General features: G+C 76.4%; 18 protein-coding genes and 1 rRNA gene. All 19 read right to left on the reverse strand.

All coding sequences use genetic code 11. The features are described 5' to 3' along the window. Nucleotides 1-18: 18 nt before the first annotated feature. A complete protein-coding gene (locus CLV92_RS22995) occupies nucleotides 19-1,302 on the reverse strand; it encodes a pseudouridine synthase (protein ID WP_281256958.1) in 1,284 nt (427 codons plus the stop codon). Further along, nucleotides 1,299-2,162, reverse strand: coding sequence for an SMC-Scp complex subunit ScpB (gene scpB / locus CLV92_RS20015; protein ID WP_104435747.1), 864 nt, complete (start codon nucleotides 2,160-2,162; stop codon nucleotides 1,299-1,301). Before scpB ends, CLV92_RS22995 begins: the two co-directional genes overlap by 4 nt. Then, nucleotides 2,159-3,073: a segregation and condensation protein A gene (locus tag CLV92_RS20020; protein WP_211291309.1), complete on the reverse strand. Its 915-nt coding sequence runs from the start codon at nucleotides 3,071-3,073 to the stop codon at nucleotides 2,159-2,161. The genes scpB and CLV92_RS20020 overlap by 4 nt, the downstream gene beginning before the upstream one ends. Before the next feature lie 97 nt (nucleotides 3,074-3,170). Continuing rightward, nucleotides 3,171-4,058: a ParA family protein gene (locus CLV92_RS20025; RefSeq protein WP_425433595.1), complete on the reverse strand. Its 888-nt coding sequence runs from the start codon at nucleotides 4,056-4,058 to the stop codon at nucleotides 3,171-3,173. Nucleotides 4,059-4,582: 524 nt separating this feature from the next. Beyond that, the gene (gene xerD / locus CLV92_RS20030; protein ID WP_211291310.1) at nucleotides 4,583-5,560 is read right to left on the reverse strand and encodes a site-specific tyrosine recombinase XerD; all 978 of its coding nucleotides are present in this window, start codon (nucleotides 5,558-5,560) and stop codon (nucleotides 4,583-4,585) included. Between the two features lie 81 nt (nucleotides 5,561-5,641). Then, a complete protein-coding gene (locus CLV92_RS20035; RefSeq protein WP_211291311.1) occupies nucleotides 5,642-6,313 on the reverse strand; it encodes an NUDIX domain-containing protein in 672 nt (223 codons plus the stop codon). Beyond that, nucleotides 6,310-7,983: a CTP synthase gene (locus CLV92_RS20040; protein ID WP_104435777.1), complete on the reverse strand. Its 1,674-nt coding sequence runs from the start codon at nucleotides 7,981-7,983 to the stop codon at nucleotides 6,310-6,312. Before CLV92_RS20040 ends, CLV92_RS20035 begins: the two co-directional genes overlap by 4 nt. Nucleotides 7,984-8,033: 50 nt before the next feature. Then, nucleotides 8,034-9,293 carry a glycosyltransferase family 4 protein gene (locus CLV92_RS20045; RefSeq protein WP_211291312.1) on the reverse strand — a complete coding sequence of 420 codons (1,260 nt, stop codon included), beginning with the start codon at nucleotides 9,291-9,293 and terminating at the stop codon, nucleotides 8,034-8,036. Next, entirely contained in the window at nucleotides 9,290-10,987 is a 1,698-nt protein-coding gene (gene murJ / locus CLV92_RS20055) for a murein biosynthesis integral membrane protein MurJ (RefSeq protein ID WP_104435783.1), read from the reverse strand. Before murJ ends, CLV92_RS20045 begins: the two co-directional genes overlap by 4 nt. Nucleotides 10,988-10,997: 10 nt before the next feature. Next, nucleotides 10,998-11,897: a hypothetical protein gene (locus tag CLV92_RS20060; protein ID WP_104435751.1), complete on the reverse strand. Its 900-nt coding sequence runs from the start codon at nucleotides 11,895-11,897 to the stop codon at nucleotides 10,998-11,000. Further along, complete coding sequence (locus CLV92_RS20065; RefSeq protein ID WP_104435753.1) at nucleotides 11,894-12,925, reverse strand: copper transporter; 1,032 nt, start codon at nucleotides 12,923-12,925, stop codon at nucleotides 11,894-11,896. Before CLV92_RS20065 ends, CLV92_RS20060 begins: the two co-directional genes overlap by 4 nt. Nucleotides 12,926-12,980: 55 nt before the next feature. Next, a complete protein-coding gene (gene steA / locus CLV92_RS20070) occupies nucleotides 12,981-14,246 on the reverse strand; it encodes a putative cytokinetic ring protein SteA (RefSeq protein WP_211291313.1) in 1,266 nt (421 codons plus the stop codon). A gap of 28 nt (nucleotides 14,247-14,274) precedes the next feature. After that, on the reverse strand, nucleotides 14,275-16,245 hold the full coding sequence (gene recN, locus CLV92_RS20075; protein ID WP_104435757.1) for a DNA repair protein RecN: 1,971 nt from the start codon (nucleotides 16,243-16,245) through the stop codon (nucleotides 14,275-14,277). Nucleotides 16,246-16,360: 115 nt separating this feature from the next. Further along, nucleotides 16,361-17,263 (reverse strand): NAD kinase, encoded by a 903-nt coding sequence (locus tag CLV92_RS20080; protein ID WP_104435759.1) that lies wholly within the window; start codon nucleotides 17,261-17,263, stop codon nucleotides 16,361-16,363. After that, nucleotides 17,260-18,072: a TlyA family RNA methyltransferase gene (locus CLV92_RS20085; RefSeq protein WP_104435760.1), complete on the reverse strand. Its 813-nt coding sequence runs from the start codon at nucleotides 18,070-18,072 to the stop codon at nucleotides 17,260-17,262. The genes CLV92_RS20080 and CLV92_RS20085 overlap by 4 nt, the downstream gene beginning before the upstream one ends. Before the next feature lie 5 nt (nucleotides 18,073-18,077). After that, the gene (locus CLV92_RS20090) at nucleotides 18,078-18,284 is read right to left on the reverse strand and encodes a hypothetical protein (protein ID WP_104435762.1); all 207 of its coding nucleotides are present in this window, start codon (nucleotides 18,282-18,284) and stop codon (nucleotides 18,078-18,080) included. Nucleotides 18,285-18,293: 9 nt separating this feature from the next. Next, entirely contained in the window at nucleotides 18,294-19,400 is a 1,107-nt protein-coding gene (locus CLV92_RS20095) for an HAD-IIA family hydrolase (protein WP_211291314.1), read from the reverse strand. Further along, the gene (locus CLV92_RS20100) at nucleotides 19,397-19,825 is read right to left on the reverse strand and encodes a tetratricopeptide repeat protein (protein WP_245886997.1); all 429 of its coding nucleotides are present in this window, start codon (nucleotides 19,823-19,825) and stop codon (nucleotides 19,397-19,399) included. The genes CLV92_RS20095 and CLV92_RS20100 overlap by 4 nt, the downstream gene beginning before the upstream one ends. Nucleotides 19,826-20,069: 244 nt before the next feature. Beyond that, nucleotides 20,070-20,152 (reverse strand): 5S ribosomal RNA (rrf, locus tag CLV92_RS23265); the annotation flags it as partial.

Genomic DNA, 20,152 nt, shown 5'->3' on the forward strand with positions numbered 1-20,152 from the left:
CCCGCGCCGCCCGGCCCGTCACAGCCCCGCGGCCTTGAGGAGCTGCTGCACCTCGCCCTTCGTCAACCGCCGGTTGCGACCGGGCTTGAGGTCGCCGAGCACCAGCGGCCCGATCTGGGTGCGCACCAGCTTCAGGACCGGGTAGCCCTCGGCCTCCAGCAGCCGGCGCACGACGTGCTTGCGGCCCTCGTGGAGGATCACCTCGACGAGGGCGTAGCCGGGCTTGGAGTCGACGAGCCGGAAGGAGTCCACCGTCACCGGGCCGTCCTCCAGCTCGATGCCCGCGCGCAGGTTCTTGCCGAGGTCGCGCTTGACGGGGCCGCGGACCTCCGCGAGGTAGGTCTTCTGCACCCCGAAGGACGGGTGCTGCAGCCGGTGCGCCAGCGCCCCGTCGTTGGTCAGCAGGATGAGGCCCTCGGTGTCCATGTCGAGGCGCCCGACGTGGAAGAGGCGCTCCTCCCGGGGACCGACCATGTCCGCGAGGTTCAGCCGACCCTCCTCGTCGTACATCGTCGAGACCACGCCGGTGGGCTTGTTGACGAGGATGTAGACGAGGTCGTCGTCCACCTGGAAGCGCAGGCCGTCCACGTGCACCACGTGGCGGCTGGGGTCGACGCGGACACCGAGCTCGGTGACGACCTCGCCGTCCACGGTGACGCGCCCGGCGGCGATCATCTCCTCGCAGGCACGGCGCGAACCGGCACCGGCCTGGGCGAGGAGCTTCTGCAGGCGCACGCCCTCGGGGTCGTGGACGTCGAGGTCGCGGCGCGCCGGCGGGCGCGGGCCGCGGCGCGGCGGCTGCGGCGCGGGCGTGATGTCGTCGGTCATCCGCTTGGCGGCGCCACGGCGCGGCGTGGGGCGGGCCCCCGTGCCGGGCTGGCCGCCGTAGGTGGCGCCGCCGGTCCGGCGACCGGTCGACGTGCCGAACGGCTTGCCGCCCGTCGCGCCACCTGCGCGCTTGCCGCCGGCCGCGCCACTGCCGGCGGGCTTGCCGCCGGCCGCGCCACTGCCGGCGGGCTTGCCGCCGAACGTCCTGCCGCCGCTCGTGGCGCCACCGGCGGGCTTGCCGCCGAACGTCCTGCCGCCGCTCGTGGCGCCACCGGCGGGCTTGCCGCCGAACGTCCTGCCGCCGCTCGCGCCACCACCGGCGGGCTTGCCGCCGAACGACTTCCCGCTGCTCGCGCCGCCAGCGGGCCTACCGCCGCGGGCGGGCTTGCCCGCCGCGCCGGCGGAGCGCTGCGCCCCGCTGCCCGGACGGGCTCCGGGCGTTCCCCCGCCGCGGCGGGGTGGGGTCGGGCTCATCGGTCCTCCTCGTCGGCGGACCCGCTCTCGCGTCCCGCCGTCTGCTGCTCGTCTGGGTGGTGCTGGTCCGGCTCGTGCTCGGCCGGGTCAGGCTCGTCGTGGTGCTGCTCGTCGTGGTGCTGCTCGTCGTGGTGCTGCTCGTCGTGGTGCTGCTCGTCGTGGTGCTGCTCGTCGTGGTGCTGCTCGTCGTGGTGGGGTTCCCGTGGCTGCGGAGCCAGGACCTCCGGTTCCTCCAGTTCCTGCAGCACGGCGTCCACCTCCGTCAGCTCCGGCAGGAACGGCGCCAGCGGCGGCAGGTCCTCCAGGCTGGTCAGGCCCATCCGGTGCAGGAACTCGTCGGTGGTGCGGTACAGGGTCGCACCCGAAGTCGCCTCGACCCCCGCCTCCGCGACCAGCCCGCGCGACAGCAGGGTCCGCATCACGCCGTCCACGCTGACGCCGCGCACCGCCGAGACCCGGGCGCGGCTCACCGGCTGCCGGTACGCCACGATCGCCAGGGTCTCCAGCGCCGCCTGCGTCAGCTTGGCGGTCTGCCCGTCGAGGAGGAACGCCTCCACCACCCCGGCGTGTTCCGGCCGGGAGAACATCCGCCAGCCGCCGGCGACCTCGCGCAGCTCGAAGCCGCGGCCCTCGTCGGAGTACTCCCCCGCCAGGTCGCGCAGGACAGCCGTGATCGTCGCCTCGTCGCTGTCCGTGGCACGCGCCAGCGCCGTCACCCCGACCGGGTCGTCGGCGACCATCAGCACCGCCTCCAGCGCCGGGCGCAGCCGCGCCCGCTCACCGTCGTCCAGCCCCGGCTCGTCCTGCACCGGCTCGCCCGGCCCGTACCCGTCCTCCAGGGCGCTTCCCGCCTCGCTCATGCCCCTCCCACCTCGACCGGCCGCGGCGCCCGCTCCGCGTCGGTGCCGTCGAACTCGTCCACGCCCGCCAGGACGTCCACCCCGCTGGGCGCGTCGTCCTGCGGCTGCCAGCGCACGGTCAGCGGGCCCAGGGCCTCCGGCTGCTCCAGCGCGACCTGCCGCTCCCGGAACAGCTCCAGCACGGCGAGGAAGCGGGCCACCACGACGAGGGTCGCGTCCGGACCGTCGCCCGCGTCGGCCACCAGCTCCCGGAACGTCACCGTCCCCGCCGTCCGCAGCCGCGCCACCACCACCGCCGCCTGCTCCCGCACGCTGACGGTGCTGGCGTGCAGGTGCCCGAGCTGCACCACGGGCACCGGCTTCGGCGTCAGCGCCCGCGCCGCCACCGCGGCGAACTGCTCGGGGGTGACCGTCAGCACCAGCTCCGGCAGCAGCTTCTCGAAGTGCGGCTCGAGGGCCACCGTCCGCGGCACCCGGCGCGCGCCCTCCGCCATGCGCTCGGCGAGCACCGCCGCGACCTCCTTGTAGGCGCGGTACTGCAGCAGGCGCGCGAAGAGCAGGTCGCGAGCCTCCAGCAGGGACAGGTCCTCGGCGTCCTCCACCTCAGCCGCCGGCAGCAGGCGCGCCGCCTTGAGGTCGAGCAGGGTGGCCGCCACGAGGACGAACTCGCTCGCCTCGTCGAGGTCCCACTGCCCCTTCTCGGAGGAGGCGCGGATGTGGGCGATGAACTCGTCGGTCACCCGGGCCAGCGCCACCTCGGTGATGTCGAGCTGGTGCTTGCCGATCAGCCCCAGGAGCAGGTCGAACGGGCCGGTGAAGTTCTCCAGGTGGACCTGGAAGCCGCCCGCGCCCTCGTCCCGCCGGGTCGCCTCCGGCCTGCGCGTGGGCGCGGGGGACGACGGGTTCGGCACCCCCTCACGGTACAGAGCGCGGGGCCCTCTCCCGGACACGCCCGCAGCGCCCTCGGACCCGGCTGCGGGTGCGACGGGCGGTCGGCGCCCCGCCGGGTCAGGCGGCGTCGCCCCGGGCGATCAGCTCGCGGGCCAGCTGCCGGTACGCCTCGGCACCGGGGTGCTGGCGCGCGTAGGAGGTGATCGGCTCGGCCGCCACCGTGGCGTCGGGGAACTTCACCGTGCGGCCGATGACCGTGTGGAAGACGTCGTCGCCGAAGGCGTCCACCACCCGGGTGACGACCTCCCGGCTGTGCAGGGTCCGCCCGTCGTACATCGTGGCGAGGATCCCGTCGATCTCCAGGGCGGGGTTGAGCCGCTCCTGCACCTTCTCGATCGTCTCCACCAGCAGCGCCACGCCGCGCAGGGCGAAGAACTCGCACTCCAGCGGGATGATGACGCCGTGGGCGGCGGTGAGGGCGTTCACCGTCAGCAGGCCGAGCGAGGGCTGGCAGTCGATGAGGATGACGTCGTAGTCCTGCAGCACCGGACGCAGGCACCGCGTCAGCACGCTCTCCCGGGCGACCTCGCCCACCAGCTGCACCTCAGCCGCCGACAGGTCGATGTTGGCGGGCAGCAGGTCGAGGTTCTCCACGGCCGTCTCGCGCACCACCGAGCGGATGTCGGTGCCGCGGTCCATGAGGACCTGGTAGACGGTGAGGTCGAGGTCGTGCGGGTTGATGCCGAGGCCGACGGACAGCGCGCCCTGCGGGTCGAAGTCCACCAGCAGGACACGACGGCCGTACTCGGCGAGCGCCGCGCCGAGGTTGATGGCGGTCGTGGTCTTGCCGACGCCGCCCTTCTGGTTGCACATGGCGATGACCCGCGCGGGGCCGTGCTGCTCCAGCGGTGCGGGCTCCCGGAAGAGGGGCATGGGCCGGCCGGTCGCGCCCAGCACCGGTGCCGCCACGGGCTCCGGCACTGCCACGGGTTCGGGGGCCGCCACGACGGGCTCGCTCGTCTGCACGGCCTCGGCGGGCTCGGGAAGCTCCACCGCCTCGGCCGCCTCCACCGGTGCGGGTTCCGCCACGTGCACGGCCCGCGGATCCTCCGGCCCGTCCTGCAGCCGCGGCCATCCCACGGGGTCGGCGGGCGCGTCCCGGTCGGTCACCGCCTGCAGCCACCCGACGGGTCCGGCGCCGCTCCCGCCCACCGGCGCGGGGGCTGCGGGCTGCTCCACCGACAGCGCGACGGGCGGCTGGGCTCCAGCGCGGTCCGGCTGCTCGCCGCCGCTCAGGGGGCCGGCCTGCTGGTGATCGCTGCTCACGGGTGCGGCACTTCCTCGTGTGGACGTCGCCCGCGGGGGGCGTGCTGGGCGTCCGGGGCGTCCGGCCTCCTCGATCAGCTGCACGGCCCCGTGGACGGGGTGACCCTAGTCGGGCGCGGCGCAGCCGTCACGCCCCAGGGTGCCCGCGCACCCCTGCGGCGGCTCCTGCGGTGGGGTGCCCGGAGGACGCCGGGCGGCGGATCTCAGGCGGGTGAGCGGCGCAGCGCCCGCGGGTGCGTGGCCGCGTGCACCTCCCGCAGCGAGTCCGCCGTCACCAGCGTGTACACCTGCGTCGTCGTCACCGAGGCGTGCCCCAGCAGTTCCTGCACCACCCGCACGTCCGCCCCGCCGGCCAGCAGGTGCGTGGCGAAGGAGTGCCGCAGCGTGTGCGGCGAGACGCGGCTGCCCAGCCGCGCCCGCACGGCCGCCGACTGCAGCACCGCCCACGCGCTCTGCCGGGACAGCCGCCCGCCCCGCGAGTTCACGAACAGGGCCGCGGTGCCGCGCCCCGCGGACACCAGGGCGGGCCGCGCCCGCACCAGGTACTCCTCCAGGGCCGCGCGGGCGTAGGAACCCACCGGCACGACCCGCTCCTTGGACCCCTTGCCCCGCAGCCGGACCACCCCGTCGGCCGTGGCGGCGGCCACCACGTCGTCCACGTCCAGCCCGACGGCCTCGCTGATGCGCGCCCCCGAGCCGTAGAGCAGTTCCAGGAGGGCGCGGTCGCGCAGCCCCACGGGCGGCTCGGCGGCCCCCGCCGCGTCCAGCAGGCGGGTCACCTCCGCCACGTCCAGTGCCTTCGGCAGCCGCCGCGGGGGCACCGGCGGGCGCACCCCGTGGGCGGGGTCGTCGGCGGCGCGGCCCTCCTCCAGCAGGAATCGGTGCCAGCCGCGCACCGCCGAGGCCGCCCGGGCAGCCGAGCTCGCCGTCAGCGCGCCGCGTCCGTCGGTGCCGTTGCGCAGCGCCACGACGTAGGCGCTGACGTGCTCCTCGCGCACGGCCGAGACGTCGCCGACGCCCGCGGCCTCGAGGAAGTCCACGTAGCGCTGCAGGTCCCGCCGGTAGGCACCGAGGGTGTTCTCCGCCAGGCCCCGCTCGACCCCGAGGTGGCCCAGGTAGTCCTGCAGGGCGTGCCGCAGCGGGCTCGGCGGGGAGCTCGGCGAGGACGCGGGGGCGGGCACGGGCCGACCCTAGCCGGGCCGCCCGTCCCCTCCGCCCAACGCCACGCCCCCACCACGGCGGCAGCCCCGCCGGGGCGGGGCTCAGCCCAGCCGGGGGTGCTCCGGCCACGGCGCGTCGGCCGGGCGCAGCGTCGCCCAGCCCTGCTCCCGCGCCGCGCAGGCGGCGAGGACGCTGATGACCGCGCCCGGGTTGTGCACGCGCCCGGCCAGCACCGCGTCCCGCGCCTCGTCCAGCGGCACCCGCAGCAGCGGCATGTCGGCCTCCTCGTCCTCGCGGACGTGCCGCTGCTCCGCCGGCACCGCGGACAGGCCCCGGGCCACGTAGGCGCGCAGCGCCTCGTCGGAACCGCCCGGGGAGTTGAACCAGTCCGCCAGGACCGCCCAGCTCCCCGCCCGCAGGTCCGCCTCCTCGGCGAGCTCACGCTGCGCCGCCGCGAGCGGGTCCTCGCCGTCCACGTCGAGCAGCCCCGCGGGCAGCTCCCACAGCTCGTGCCGCACCGGGTGGCGGTACTGCCGCAGGAACAGCACCCGCTCGTCGTCGTCGAGGGCGAGCACCGTCACGGCACCCGGGTGGCGCTGGAACTCCCGGGTGACGACCTGCCCGCCGTCCTCGCCGGGCAGGGCGACGTCCTCGCGGACGACGTCCCAGACCCGGCCGGCGAAGACAACCTCGGAGCTGCGGACCTCCCGCTCCACCCGCCGGTCGGCCAGGTCGGCGCCCGTGGCGGGCGTCCCCGGCAGGCCGTCGCTCACGGGACGGCCACCTCCACCACGGGCGGGGTCTCCACGTCCACCAGGCGCTCCTCGCGCTGGCGGTCCAGCGCCGCGGCCACCAGGCCGGAGAACAGCGGGTGCGCCTTCGTCGGGCGCGAGCTGAACTCGGGGTGCGCCTGGGTCGCGACGTAGTACGGGTGCACCTCCCGCGGCAGCTCCACGAACTCCACGAGGTCCAGCTCGGGCGCCACGCCGGAGAACACCAGCCCGGCCTTGCCGAGCTGCTTGCGGTAGGCGTTGTTCACCTCGTAGCGGTGCCGGTGCCGCTCGGAGATGCGCTCGCTGCCGTACGTCTGCGCGACCACCGAACCGGCCTGCAGCTGCGCCTCGTACAGCCCGAGGCGCATCGTCCCGCCGAGGTCGCCCTCACCGGCCACGATGTGCTTCTGCTCCTCCATCGTCGCGATGACGGGGTGCTCGCAGCCGGGGTCGAACTCCGTCGAACTCGCCCCCGCGAGGCCTGCGACGTTGCGGGAGAACTCGATGACCATGCACTGCAGCCCGAGGCACAGCCCCAGCGTGGGGATGAGGTTCTCCCGCGCGTAGCGCAGGGCACCGAGCTTGCCCTCGATGCCGCGCACGCCGAACCCGCCCGGGATGCAGACGGCGTCGACGCCGGCCAGCGCCTTGCGCGCACCCTCCGGGGTCTGGCAGTCGTCGGAGGCGATCCAGCGGATGTGCACCTTCGCGTCCTGGGCGAAGCCCCCGGCGCGCAGCGCCTCCGTGACCGACAGGTAGGCGTCGGGCAGGTCGATGTACTTGCCGACGAGGGCGACCTCGACCTGGTGGGCGGGGTGGTGGACCCGCCGCAGCAGGTCGTCCCACGTGCGCCAGTCGACGTCGCGGAAGGACAGCCCGAGCCTGCGGACGACGTAGGCGTCGAGGCCCTCCCGGTGCAGCACCTTCGGGATGTCGTAGATGGACGGGGCGTCGATGGCGGCGACGACCGCCTCCGCGTCCACGTCGCACATGGAGGCGATCTTGCCCTTGACGCTCTCGGGGATCTCCCGGTCGGAGCGGCAGACGATGGCGTCGGGCTGGATGCCGATGCTGCGCAGGGCGGCCACGGAGTGCTGCGTGGGCTTCGTCTTCAGCTCGCCGCTCGGCCCGATGTAGGGCACCAGGGAGACGTGGACGAAGAAGACGTTGCTGCGGCCGAGGCGCTGGCGCACCTGGCGCGCCGCCTCCAGGAAGGGCAGGGACTCGATGTCGCCGACGGTGCCGCCGACCTCGGTGATGATGACGTCGATGTCGGGCCGCGCCTGCGCCCGCATCCGGTCGACGATCTCGTTGGTGATGTGCGGGATGACCTGCACGGTGTCGCCGAGGTACTCCCCGCGGCGCTCCTTGGCGATGACCGCGGAGTACACCTGCCCGGTCGTCACGTTCGCCGACGCGTCGAAGCGCACGTCGAGGAAGCGCTCGTAGTGGCCGATGTCGAGGTCCGTCTCGGCCCCGTCCTCGGTGACGAAGACCTCACCGTGCTGGAAGGGGTTCATCGTGCCGGGATCCACGTTGAGGTAGGGATCCAGCTTCTGCATCGCGACGCGGAGGCCACGAGCGCGAAGGAGGCGACCGAGGCTGGACGCCGTCAGCCCCTTGCCGAGGGAGGACGCCACACCCCCGGTCACGAAGATGTGCTGCGTCATGCGCTGGTTGGGGTGCTGCTGCGAGGTGCGGTCCGCCACGGACTTCGAGGTTACCCCACGCCCCGCCGCCGTCGTGCCGCACGCGCGTACGCGTCGGCCACCTGGGCGAGAGCCTCCTCCTCGGTGGGCAGCTGCGCGGCCCGGCGCAGCGCCCGCTCCCGCAGGTCACGGCGTGCCTGCGGGTCCGCGAGCAGCCCGCGCACGGCCGCCGCCAGCGCCTGCGCGTCCACCGGGACGAGCACCGCCGCGTCGCCGGTGACCTCGCCGACGCCGCCGACGTCGGTGGCCACGAGCGCGGCTCCCGCCCGCAGGGCCTCCTGCACCGCCAGCGGCTGCCCCTCCCACTCGCTGGAGCTGACGACGACGTCCGCGGCGGCGAGCAGGTCGGCCACGTCGCGGCGCGCACCCAGCCAGCGCACCGGCAGCGCCTCCGCCGCGGCCCGCGCCTCCAGCTCGGCGCGCAGCGGCCCGTCGCCTGCCACCAGCAGCACCGGAACCGCCTCCGGAGGCCCCTCAGCGGCGCGCAACCGACCCAGGGCGTCGAGGAGGAGGGGCAGGCCCTTCTGCGGCGCCAGGCGGGCCACGGTGAGCAGCAGCGGGGCCTCGCCGGTGCCGAGCCGGGCCCGCACCTCCGCCGGGGTGCGCCGCGGGGGCCGGGAGGCCGGGGCGGGCACCAGCGCCCGGGCGGCGTCGCGGGCCCCGGCGGCCCTGGCCCGCCGCACGAGGTCACCGGAGACGGCGAGGACGACGTCGGCGCCGCGCGCCACCACGGCCTCCACGGTGCGGCCGAGCAGACCGCGCGCCCCGGCGGCGAGCACGGCGTTGTGCAGGGTGACGACGAGGCCCGGGCGACGCCGCGCGGGCACCGTCCGCAGCGCGGCGAGCGCCACGAACCCGGCCCGGATGCCGTGCGCGTGGACCACGTCGCCGGCGCCCAGCCCCGCCAGGACCGATCGCAGCGCGCGCACCGCCCGGGCGTCCGCCCTCGGGTGCGGTGCCGCCGGGATCTCCACGGCCACCGAGGGCGCCAGTGCGGGCAGCATGAACTGCTGCAGCGTCGCCGAGGGCGCCGCCACCTGCGGCCGCCAGCCCGCACCGGGCAGCAGGGGCAGCAGCGCCGCCACGTGCCGGCCCACGCCGCCGGTGCTGGTGGCCAGGACCAGCAGGACCCGCCCGCGCACGCCCTGCCCGCCCGGCTCCGTCCCGCCCGGCTCCGTCCCGCCCGGCTCCGTCCCGCCCGGCTCCGTCCCGCCCGGCTCCGTCCCGCCCGGCTCCGTCCCGCTGGGTTCCGTCCCGCTCACATCGCTCACCTGCGGCTCCCGTCCTGCTCGTGCGACCCGTCCCGCTCGTCCGGCTGCGCGCCCTCTGCTCGTGGCGCCCGAGCGCCCCGCACGGGCAGCACCCGCGCGAAGCGCCCCGCCAGCGCCGCCACGTCCCGTCGGTCCAGCAGCGCCACGACCGCCAGCCACAGCAGCCCGGCCACCGCACCGGCGACCACCCCCGCGACCAGCGCCTGCGACGTCGTCGCCAGCGGCAGCACCGAGGCCACCCCGTGTCCCGCCCCGCCCGCCAGCAGCGCCGCCACCGCACCCGCGAGCACCGCCCGCGGCAGCCCCGCCAGCGCCGCCACCCCGCAGGCCCGGCGCACCGCGATCACCAGCAGCACCCCGGCCAGCGTCAGCCCGAGGGTGTGGGCCAGGGCCAGCGCGGTCACCACCCGCTCCGGCGGCAGGGCGAGCACCAGCAGGGGCGCGGCACCGAGCACCAGCAGCCAGCCCGCGGTGGCGGCGACCGCAGCCGCTCGACCTCGCCCGACGGCGTAGAGCGTCCGCACCAGCAGCGCCGTCAGCCCGTAGCCGAGCAGGGCCGGGGCGAACACCACCAGGGCCGTCGCGAGGTCACCGGGGTCGCCGGGACTGCCGTCCCCGAGGAGGAAGAAGGCCGCGATCGGCAGCGCCGCCGCCGCCAGCCCCGCCGCGCCCGCGGCGCTCGCCAGCGTGACCAGCCGGGCGGTGGAGGCCAGCAGCGCGGCGAGGTCCGGGGCGCGGGGGCCGCTCGCAGCCGCCAGCCGGGGGAAGACCGCGGTCGCCACCGGCACGGCCAGCACCGCGTAGGGCAGCAGGAACAGCGTCCAGGCCCAGCCCCACTGCGTGACGGAACCGGCGGCGCGGTCGTTGGCGAGGGCGACGGCGGTCACGGCGACCGCCTGCTGCGCGAAGAGGATGGTCAGGCCCGCCAGCGCCAGCCTGCGCAGCGCCGCACCGTCCCCGGGGGCCGGGCGCAGAGCGGGCCGCCAGCGGATCTGCGAGCGCAGGGCCGGTGCGTGGGTGAGGGCCATCGCCAGCACCCCCAGGGTGGTTCCCCAGGTCAGGACGGCCAGCGCACCCCCGGGCAGCGACGACAGCGGAGCGCTCGCCAGGTCGGTGCCGCCGGGCAGTGCGGCGGCGAAGACCGCGTAGGCGGCCATCACCACCAGGCTGCTCGCCAGCGGCGCCACCGCCGAAGCGGTGAAACGCCGCTGGGCCTGCAGCGCACCGCCGAGGACCACGGCCACGCCGTACAGCGGCACCTGGGGCAGGAACACGTAGAGCATCCCCACGGCCAGCGGCAGCGCTCCCGGGCACTCGGTCCCCTTGTCCTGGAGCAGCAGGTCCGCCACCGGCCGCGCCAGCACGGCCGTCAGGACCGCGACGAGGACCAGGGCCAGCACGGCCCACGTCAGCACCGCCGAGGCGGTGCGCGAGGCCCGCTCCCGGCCCTCCGCCGTGCCCGCCGCCAGGGGCCCGGCCAGCACCGGCACGAGCGCGCCGGCCAGCATGCCGCCGGCGACCACCTCGAAGAGGACGTTGGGCACGAGGTTGGCGGTGTTGTAGACGTCCCCGAGGCAGTTGTCCCCGACGGCGTCGGAGAACACCACCACCCGGCCGAAGCCGGCGACCCGGGCCAGCACCGTGATCGCGGCGACCGTGACGGCCGCCGCGGCCAGCGTCCGCACCGGCCTCACGTGCTGCACCTCATCCCGCGGGACGCCGACCCAGGGCGTCGAGCTCGCGCAGGCCCGGGGTGGCGGCGATGACCTTCGAGAAGCTCACGCGCTCGCTCGCCAGCGTCAGGGCCGTCACCCCACCCAGCACGAGCAGCCGCCCACGGGCCCCGCAGCGCGCCAGCACCACCGTGCCCAGCAGCGCACCGAGGGCGTTGGCGCCGGTGTCGCCGAGCATGCTGCGCTCGGCCAGGTCGGCGGGCAGGGCCGCGGCAGCCGCCCCGGCCGCGGCCCCGGCCAGCGCGGCGGCGGCGCGGGCGGCCTCCGGTGAGGCCGGCGGGTGGGCCAGCGCGGCGGAGGCCAGCAGCACCACCTTCAGCGCTCGGCCGGGGCGCAGGTCGAAGAGGTTGAGGAGGTTGGCGCAGCCGGCCACCACCGCGGCCCCGGTCGCGACGTCCAGCACCCGGCCGAGCGCCGGGCCTCCGCGGCCCCGCGGCCCCGCGGCGGTGGCGGCCACCAGCGCGCCCGTGACGCCGAGGCCGAGCACCTTCACCGCCCCCGTGGTCACCCGCCCGCGCCGCAGGGCCGCGAAGTGCCCCCGCAGGCCGCGTGCACCGGCGTCGCGCTCGCCGCTGCGCTCGGCGAGGTCGTCGACCGCCCCGAACAGCGCCCCACCGGCGCAGGCCCCGGCGGCGGCGAGGCGCCAGCGGGCCGGCACACCGGGTGCGGCCAGCGCCGCGGCCGCCCCGGCCCCCGCGACGGCCGGACCCTCGAGCAGGGTCACCACCTCACCGCGGTGGTTGGTGCGCCGCCAGCGCTGCGCGCCCCCGGGCGGGCGACGGGCCAGGGCGCCGGCCAGGGCGGCACCGACGGGCAAGGCCACGGCGAGACCGGCCGCAGCCGAGCGGGCGGCGGCAGCCCGCGCGCTCACGGCGCCGGCTCCTGCGGCTCCTGCGGCTCCTGCGGCTGCTCCGGCTCCTGCTCCTGCTCCTGCTGGGGGTCCGGTTCCTCCTGCCGCAACGGCGGTGAGACGGCCTCGGCGGAGGTGGCGATGCCGTAGTGGCCCACGCCGCCGTCGGCCTGCTCGCGCAGGGCGAGCGCGACGCTCGTGCGTCCCATCGGCAGGTCCGCGTCGTCGACGGTGCTCACGACAGTGGAGGCGTCCGGATCGGCCCGGATGGCCGCGATGAGGCCCTCCTCGGCGCTGGCCGTGACCGGGCCTGCCACCACCGCCCCGCGGGCTCCGACGTCGAGGCGGACGGCGAGGGCCGTCAGCGACTCCGCCACCGCCGCGGTCTCCTCCGCGGCGGGGCCGGGGTCGGCGGGACCGGCGACGAGGACCGCCAGGGTGGCCGGACCGGAGACCTCCCCGCTGAGCAGGCCGGCACCCATGAGCGCCGAGATGCCGACCGCCGTGGCCGGTGTCGCCGACGCGTCGTCGTCGCCGTCCTCGGTCACGACGGCCTGGGCGAGGGTCGCCGCGAGGACGGCCCCCACGCTGCCGTCCTCCCCGGCCGGGGGTGTCTGCCCCGTCTGCGCCCGCAGCTCGGCGGCCACGGCCTCGCGCACGTCCTCCGCGTCCGGAGCGGTCCAGGTGTCCTGGATGGTCACGCGTCCGGTGACCTCCGCCCCGGCGGTCGTCACCGTCTCCGCGATCTGGTCCGCGGCCGCGGGTTCCGCGCCGGGCAGGAGCACGAGGACCACCGACTCCCCTGCCAGCTCACCGGCGACGACCTCCGGGGCCACGAGCTCCGTCCACTCCTCGCGCGCGGCGATCGCCCGGTCGGCGGCGTCGAGCTGCTCGCGCAGGTCCGCCTTCTCCGCCGTCAGCTGCCGGATCTGGTCGGTGATGCCGACGTCGATGCCCTCCTTGAGCGGGCCGGCGCCCAGGACGATGCCCACCGCCAGCGCCATGAACACCGACACCAGTGACACGAGGTGGTACCGGAAGTCGATCACTGCACGTCCCGCCTGTCGTTCCTCGCCCCGTCCGCACGCACTCCCGCGCTGCGCCTCACGCCCGCGCTCCCCGCGGCCCGAACTCGCCCGTCGCGGTGCGCACGGTGTCGGAGGCCCCGCCCGGCAGCCATCCGGTGAGCAGCGCCCACACGTCCTCCAGGCGCGCGCCGGTCACCGCGAGGATCGCCTGCCCCGTCGGGGTGACCGCGAGGGCGACGACGAGGGCGAGCATCCCGGCGAGCACCAGCACCAGCACCTGCGTGTTCGAGATCCGCGAGCGGTACAGGCGCGAGACGCCCTTCGCGTCGACGAGCTTGCCCCCCACGCGCAGCCGCGTGAGGAAGGTGCTCGCCATGCCGGCGCGTCCCTTGTCCAGGAACTCCACCAGCGTGGCGTGGGTTCCGACGGCCACGATGAGGGACGCGCCCTTGTCGTCGGCCAGCAGCATCGCCACGTCCTCGCTGGTTCCCGTGGCGGGGAAGACGACCGGTTCGATGCCCAGCTGCCGCACGCGCTCCAGGCCGGGTGCGCGGCCGTCGCGGTAGGCGTGCACGACGACCTCGGCGCCGCACCGCAGCGTGGCGTCCGAGACGGAGTCCATGTCCCCGACGATCATGTGCGGCTTCCAGCCCGCCTCGAGGATGGCGTCGGCGCCACCGTCGACGCCGATGAGGACGGGGCGGTACTCCCGCACGTAGTGCCGGAGGGTGACCAGGTCCTCCTTGTAGTGGTAGCCGCGCACGACGATGAGGACCTGACGCCCCTCCAGGGAGGTGCGCACGTCCGGAACGCCGACCCCGTCGAGCAGCAGTTCGCGCTCACGGCGCAGGTATTCCATGGTGTTGGCGGCGAAGGCCTCCAGCTGCACCGACAGCCCCGCTCGCGCCTCGGCCATGGCCTGCGCCACGGCCTCCACGGTGAGGATGCGGCCGCGGGCCAGCACCTCCTCGTCGAGGAGGAGTTCGTCGCCGGACAGCCGCACCCGGGCGCCCTCCGCGACGCGGGTCATCAGCTCCGGGCCCGCCTCGTCGAGCAGCGGGATCCCGGCGGCCACGATGATCTCCGGGCCGAGGTTGGGGTAGCGGCCGGAGATGCTCGGGGCGGCGTTCACGACTGCAGCGGGCCGGCAGGCCACGAGGGCCTCCGCCGAGACCCGGTCGATGTCGACGTGGTCGATGACCGCGATGTCGCCGGGCTTGAGCCGCTTGGTGAGCCGCTTGGTGCGCCGGTCGACGCGGGCCGGCCCCGACAGCGACGACGCGTCCGGCGGCGCCTGGTCGGCCCCCGCCGCGCCCGTCCTGCCCTTCCGCCGCGCCCGCACGCCCCTGCTCCTCACCGCCGTCCGGAATTCAACCCCCGGATCGTCCCACGCTGCCGGGGCTGCTCGGCGCGGCGCCCGCTGCCCCCCCGCGCCCGGCGCTCCTGCCCCCGCGCCGCCGCGGGGTGGCGTCGGGGGCCGTCTCCGGCCGCGCCTTCGCCGCCGCGCCACCGGCACGGGCACCACGACGGGTGCGCCCCGCCGGCTCGGCGCCGTCGCCCTGCGCGGCGGGCCCGGCACCGCCGCCCTCCGCGCCCGCCTCTGTGCCGGGTCCCGCGCCGGCGGTCGGGGCGTCGGGCAACCGGGACGCCGCGAGCAGTTCGCGAGCGTGCTCGCGAGCTGCGGTGGAGTCGGCGCGGCCGGCGAGCATGCGGGCGAGCTCCCGCACCCTGCCCTCCTCGTCGAGCAGCACCACACCGGACTCCGTCACGCTTCCGTCGTCGGTCTTGACGACCGTGAAGTGGTGGTCGGCGAAGGCCGCGACCTGCGGCAGGTGCGTGACGACCAGCACCTGGGTCGAGCGCGCCAGCCGGGCCAGCCTGCGCCCGATCTCCACCGCAGCCCGCCCGCCGACCCCGGCGTCCACCTCGTCGAAGACCATCGTCGGCACCGGGTCCGCCCCGGCGAGGACGACCTCCAGACCGAGCATGACCCGGGAGAGCTCGCCGCCGGAGGCACCGCGCCCGAGCGGCCTCGGAGTCGCACCGGAGTGGGCGGCCAGCAGGATCTCCACCTCGTCGCGCCCGCCCGGCCCGAAGTCCGCGCCGGTGCGCACCGCCACCTCGAGGCGGGCACCGCCCATGGCCAGCTCCGCCAGCTCCGCGCTGACGCGCCCGCCCAGGGCGGCGGCCGCGGTGCGCCGGGCATCGCTGAGGACGTCGGCGAGCTCTGCGAGGCGCTGCTCGCGGACCCGCACCTGCTCGGCGAGGACCTCGGCGCGCCCGTCGTCGTCGAGCTCCAGCAGCCGCCGGGAGGCGTCCTCCGCCCACGCCAGCACGGCGTCGACGTCCTCGGCGCCGGTGACGGCCGAGGTCCGGCGCAGCAGGCCGGCCAGTTCGGCCCGTCGCTCCTCCACGGCGGACAGCCGCGCCGGATCGGCCTCCACACCCGCGGCGTAGGCGGCCACCTCGGCGGCGACGTCGGCGAGCAGGTAGGCGACCTCGCCGAGGCGACCCGCCAGTGCGGCGAGGGCAGGATCGTGGTCGCCGGCGCCGGCCAGGGATCGCCTGGCCGCGTCGATCAACGCGTCCGCACCGGCGGCCCCCTCGGCGAGCTCGGCGCCCCCGCCTGTCAGCGCTGCGTGGGCGCCGTCGGCCGCGGCGCGCAACTGCTCCACGTGGGACAGGCGCGCGGCCTCCTCGCGCAGCTGCGCGTCCTCGCCGGGCTGCGGGACGAGCTTCTCGACGTCGGCGAGGACGGCCCGCAGGCGCTCCGCCTCGAGGGCGCGTTCGCGGGAGTGCGTGCGGATGTGCTCCAGCTCGGCGCGGGCGCCGCGCCACTGCGCGTACTCCTGCGCGTAGGCGTCCAGGGGCTGCCGGACGGCCGTGCCGGCGAAGGCGTCGAGCACCTGCAGCTGCCGCGCCGGCGCCCGCAGCCGCAGCTGGTCGGTCTGCCCGTGCACCGCCACCACGTGCTCGGCGAGCTCGGCGAGCACGCTCACCGGGGCGCCGCGCCCGCCGACGTGCGCGCGGCTGCGGCCCCCGGCCGCGACGGACCGGGCGAGGTGGAGGACGCCCTCGTCGACGTCCCCGCCGGCGTCGGCGGCGCGCCGGGCGGCGGGCCCGTCCGGGTCGACGAGCAGCCGTCCCTCGACGACGGCCGTGCCCGCGCCCCGGCGGACGGCCGCGGGATCGGCCCGCTCCCCCAGGAGCAGGCCGAGGCCGGTGACCACCATGGTCTTGCCTGCGCCGGTCTCACCGGTCAGCACCGTCAGGCCGGGCTGCAGCTCGAGCCGGGCGTCGCGGATGACGCCCAGCTCGCGGATGCGGATCTCCTCGATCACCGGTGCCTCCTCTCTGGTCGCGGTCGCCGCAGCGCTGCTCCCCGCCAGGAGCGCACCAGCAGGTGCGAGGCCGCTGCGGAGCGGGCGGTGCGGTGCGGCGGGCGGGCCACCGCGCTCACGCCTGCGGCCCGGGGCCGCGCCAGCCCTGCACGGGGAGGCGGAACTTGGCGACGAGGCGGTCGGTGAAGACCCCCCGCGTCAGCCGGGCCAGCCGCACGGGGTGCTTGGAGCGGCGGACCTCGACCCGGGACCCGGCGGGCACCTCGAAGGTGCGGCGCCCGTCGCACCAGAGCACCGCGCCGTCCCCCATGCCCCGCAGCACCTCGAAACCGACGACGCTGGTGGGGGCGATCACCAGGGGGCGGGCGAAGAGTGCGTGGGCGCTGAGCGGCACGACGAGCATCGCCTCGACCTCTGGCCAGATGATCGGCCCCCCGGCGGAGAACGCGTAGGCGGTCGACCCGGTGGGGGTCGCCGCGATCATGCCGTCGCAGCCGAAGCGGGACAGCGGCCTGCCGTCGACGTCGACGACGAGCTCCACCATGCGCTCGCGGTTCGCCTTCTCCACGGAGACCTCGTTGGCCGCCCACGACTGCGCGACGACCTCACCGCCCTGGATGACGCGGACGCTGAGGGTCATGCGGTGCTCGACGCGGTAGTCGTGGGCGACGACGCGCGCGACGGTCTCGTCGAGGTCCTCCCGCTCGCTCTCCGCGAGGAAGCCGACGTGCCCGAGGTTGACGCCGAGGAGCGGGACGTCGGTCTGGCGGACCAGTTCGGCCGCCCGCAGGATGGTGCCGTCGCCGCCGAGGACGATGACCAGCTCCGCCTGCAGCACCGCTTCGGCGATGTCGCAGACCTCCAGGAGCGCCTGCTCCGCGGGGTCCAGCGCCACCGCCTCGTCCGGCACCATGACCGTCTCGATGCCGGCCTCCGCCAGCGACCGGACCACCTGGGTGGCGGCGGCGACGGCCTCCGCGCGTCCGGTGTGGGCGAGGAGGAGGAACCGGCGCGTCACGACAGCCCCGCCTGGGGGCCCTCGGCGACCGCCCGCTGCACCTGGTCCTCCGCGAGGGGCGGGGCACCGGAACCGAGCCAGAGGAAGTACTCGACGTTGCCGCTCGGTCCGGGCAGCGGACTCGCCGCGACGCCGCGCACCCCGAGGCCGTGCTCGGCGGCGGCGGCGGCCACCGCCCGCACGGCCGCGGCGCGCAGCCCCGCGTCGCGCACGACGCCCCCGCTGCCGAGGGCCTCGCGGCCGACCTCGAACTGCGGCTTGACCATGAGGACGTGGTCGGCGGTCGGAGCCGCGCACGCCGCGAGGGCGCCCACCACCAGCGTGAGGGAGATGAAGGAGAGGTCGGAGACGACCAGGGCCGGTGCCGGGGCCACCTGCTCGGGCAGCAGGTGGCGCACGTTGGTCCGCTCGAGGACCGTCACCCGCGGATCCTGGCGCAGCCGCCACGCCAGCTGCCCGTAGCCGACGTCCACGGCGACGACGTGCTCGGCGCCGCGCCGCAGGAGGACGTCGGTGAAGCCGCCGGTGCTCGCCCCGGCGTCCAGGCAGCGCCGCCCCGCCACGGTGAGGCCGTCCCCGAAGGCGTCGAGGGCACCGATCAGCTTGTGCGCGCCACGGCTGACGTACTCCTCACCGACGTCTGGGGCGGAGACGAGGATGGCCACCGACGTGTCGACCTGCGTGGCGGCCTTGCCCGCGAGGGCGCCGCCCACCCGCACCCGACCGTCGGTGATGAGGTCGGCGGCGTGCTGGCGCGACTTGGCGAGGCCGCGGCGGACGAGCTCGGTGTCGAGGCGCTGGCGGGGCACTGCACTCAGCCCTCGGCGAGCGTGAGGCGACGGCGCAGCGCCCGGTCGACCTCGGCGAAGACGTCGACGTGCTCGTGCACGGGTAGCGCCTCGAGGGCGTCCAGCCGGGCGAGCGAGGTGCCGACCTCGTCGGCCACCGGGCTCACCGCGGACTCCGGAACCGCCGACGGCGGGGCGGGGACGGCGGCACCGGGGCGGGTCGGTTCGGTCACGCGGCCACGCTACCCACCCGCGGCGACATCTCCACGCAACTGCCGATCATCGCGAGCGGTCGCGGCGACCCGGTGCAGGAGGGCGGTGTCGGACTCCAGCCCGGCGTCGGCGGCCGACCAGGCCGCGACCGCTGCGGCCCGCACCACGTCGAGCGCGTCCGCGCCGTCGATGCCCGCGGCGTCCCAGCCGCCGTCGGCGTGCGTGAGGACCACCGCGCCGCAGGTCACCTCGACGCGCCGCCCGTCCACGCGCGCGCGCACGTCGGGGTGGGTGTCGAGGAGCCCCCGGAGGTCCCAGGAGACGTGGGTCGGCCGCTCCCCGGGGTGCGCGGTCAGCAGGTCGGGGATCCCGCTCACGCCGGTGAGGACGAGCAGGCCGGGCAGGCCGGCGCGGCGGGCGCCCTCGAGGTCGGTGTCGAGCCGGTCCCCGACGACCAGGGGGCGTCGCGCCGAGCTGCGCCGGACAGCCTCGGCGAAGAGCGCCGGCTCCGGCTTGCCGACGACGTAGGGCTCGACCCCGGAGGCGGTCCGGACGGCCCCGACGAGCGTCCCGTTGCCGGGCGCCGGGCCGCCTACGACCGGGACGGTCAGGTCCAGGTTGGTCGCCACCCAGGGCAGCCCGGAGCGCACGGCTCTGGTCGCCTCGGCGAGGTGCCGCCAGGTGAGGTCCGGGGAGAAGCCCTGCACGACCGCCACCGGCTCGTCGTCGAGGGAGTCGACGGGCTGCAGCCCCTCCGCCTCGAGGGCCTCGGTGAGACCCGCACCGCCGATGCGGAGGACCCGCGCGCCGGCGCCGAGGGTGCTGCGCAGATGGTGCGCCGCCGCCTGGGCGGAGGTGACGACGTCCGTCTCCTCGCAGTCGACTCCCAGGTCGGTGAGGTGCTGCGCGACCACCGCAGGTGGGCGGGACGCGTTGTTCGTCACGAACACCAGCCGCGCCCCCGCCGACCGGGCGCTTCCGAGGTGCTCGGCAGCACCCGGCACCGCGTGCGGGCCGATGTAGACGACACCGTCGAGGTCGAGCAGCACGACGTCGTGGTCGTCCACCAGGGGTCCGGAACTCGGCAGCAGGCGTGCGAGGGCACCGCCGGCGCCTCGGTCGGTCGTCGTGGTCACGAGCTCCCCGGTGTCTGCCGCGCCGCCAGGGTGGCGCGGACCTGTCGCAGTCGGTCGGCGTACTCAGCCCGCTGCGGCGCCATCGCGTGCGCCATCGCGAGGTGTTCCACAGCGAGCGCGAAACGGCCGAGTCGGCTCAGGCTGAGCCCCAGCCCGAAATGAGCGTAGTCCGCATCCGGTCGACGCCGAACGAGGCTCCCGAACGAGTCCACCGCGCCGGCGAAGTCACCCGAGTCGTACTGGGCCCTCGCGAGGAGCTCGAGCACCGCCGCGGATGCGGGCTCGGCGGAATGCGCGTGGCGCAGCAGGGTCACCGCGGCCGCCGCGTCCCCGCGCTTCAGCAGCTCGGTTCCGCGCTGCATCCAGTCGTATGCGCTACCGCTGGGCAGACCCGCCCCCGCGCCGTCCGCTCCACCATCGGACACCGATCCGTCCTCCCGTCACCCCGGGCAGGCGTGCAGTCTCCGTCTGCCCGCGCGGCACGCCTCGTCTCCTCCGACCGTACGTCGAGGGGGCGGTGACGTCACGATGACCACAGCGAACGGTGGCCTCGCCGGCGCCTCCGGCTTGGTGGGTGGGGGGTGATGTGGGACAGGCCCCGCTCCCGCCCGGCGTGCCACCCTGGAGGGGGTGGTGCGGGCAGGCGCGGGGCCTGATCTTTCACGTTGAGTCCGGCGGTGTCCTACTCTCCCACCCCCTCCCGGAGGCAGTACCATCGGCGCTGGAGGGCTTAGCTTCCGGGTTCGGAATGT

The sequence above is a fragment of the Kineococcus xinjiangensis genome (assembly GCF_002934625.1).
Taxonomy (GTDB): domain Bacteria; phylum Actinomycetota; class Actinomycetes; order Actinomycetales; family Kineococcaceae; genus Kineococcus_A; species Kineococcus_A xinjiangensis.

Bases quoted from the DNA above. Each gene is read 5' to 3' on its own strand.
- scpB (WP_104435747.1), bottom strand. From the start codon at position 2,162: ATGAGCGAGGCGGGAAGCGCCCTGGAGGACGGGTACGGGCCGGGCGAG.
- CLV92_RS22995 (WP_281256958.1), bottom strand. From the start codon at position 1,302: ATGAGCCCGACCCCACCCCGCCGCGGCGGGGGAACGCCCGGAGCCCGT.
- CLV92_RS20040 (WP_104435777.1), bottom strand. From the start codon at position 7,983: ATGACGCAGCACATCTTCGTGACCGGGGGTGTGGCGTCCTCCCTCGGC.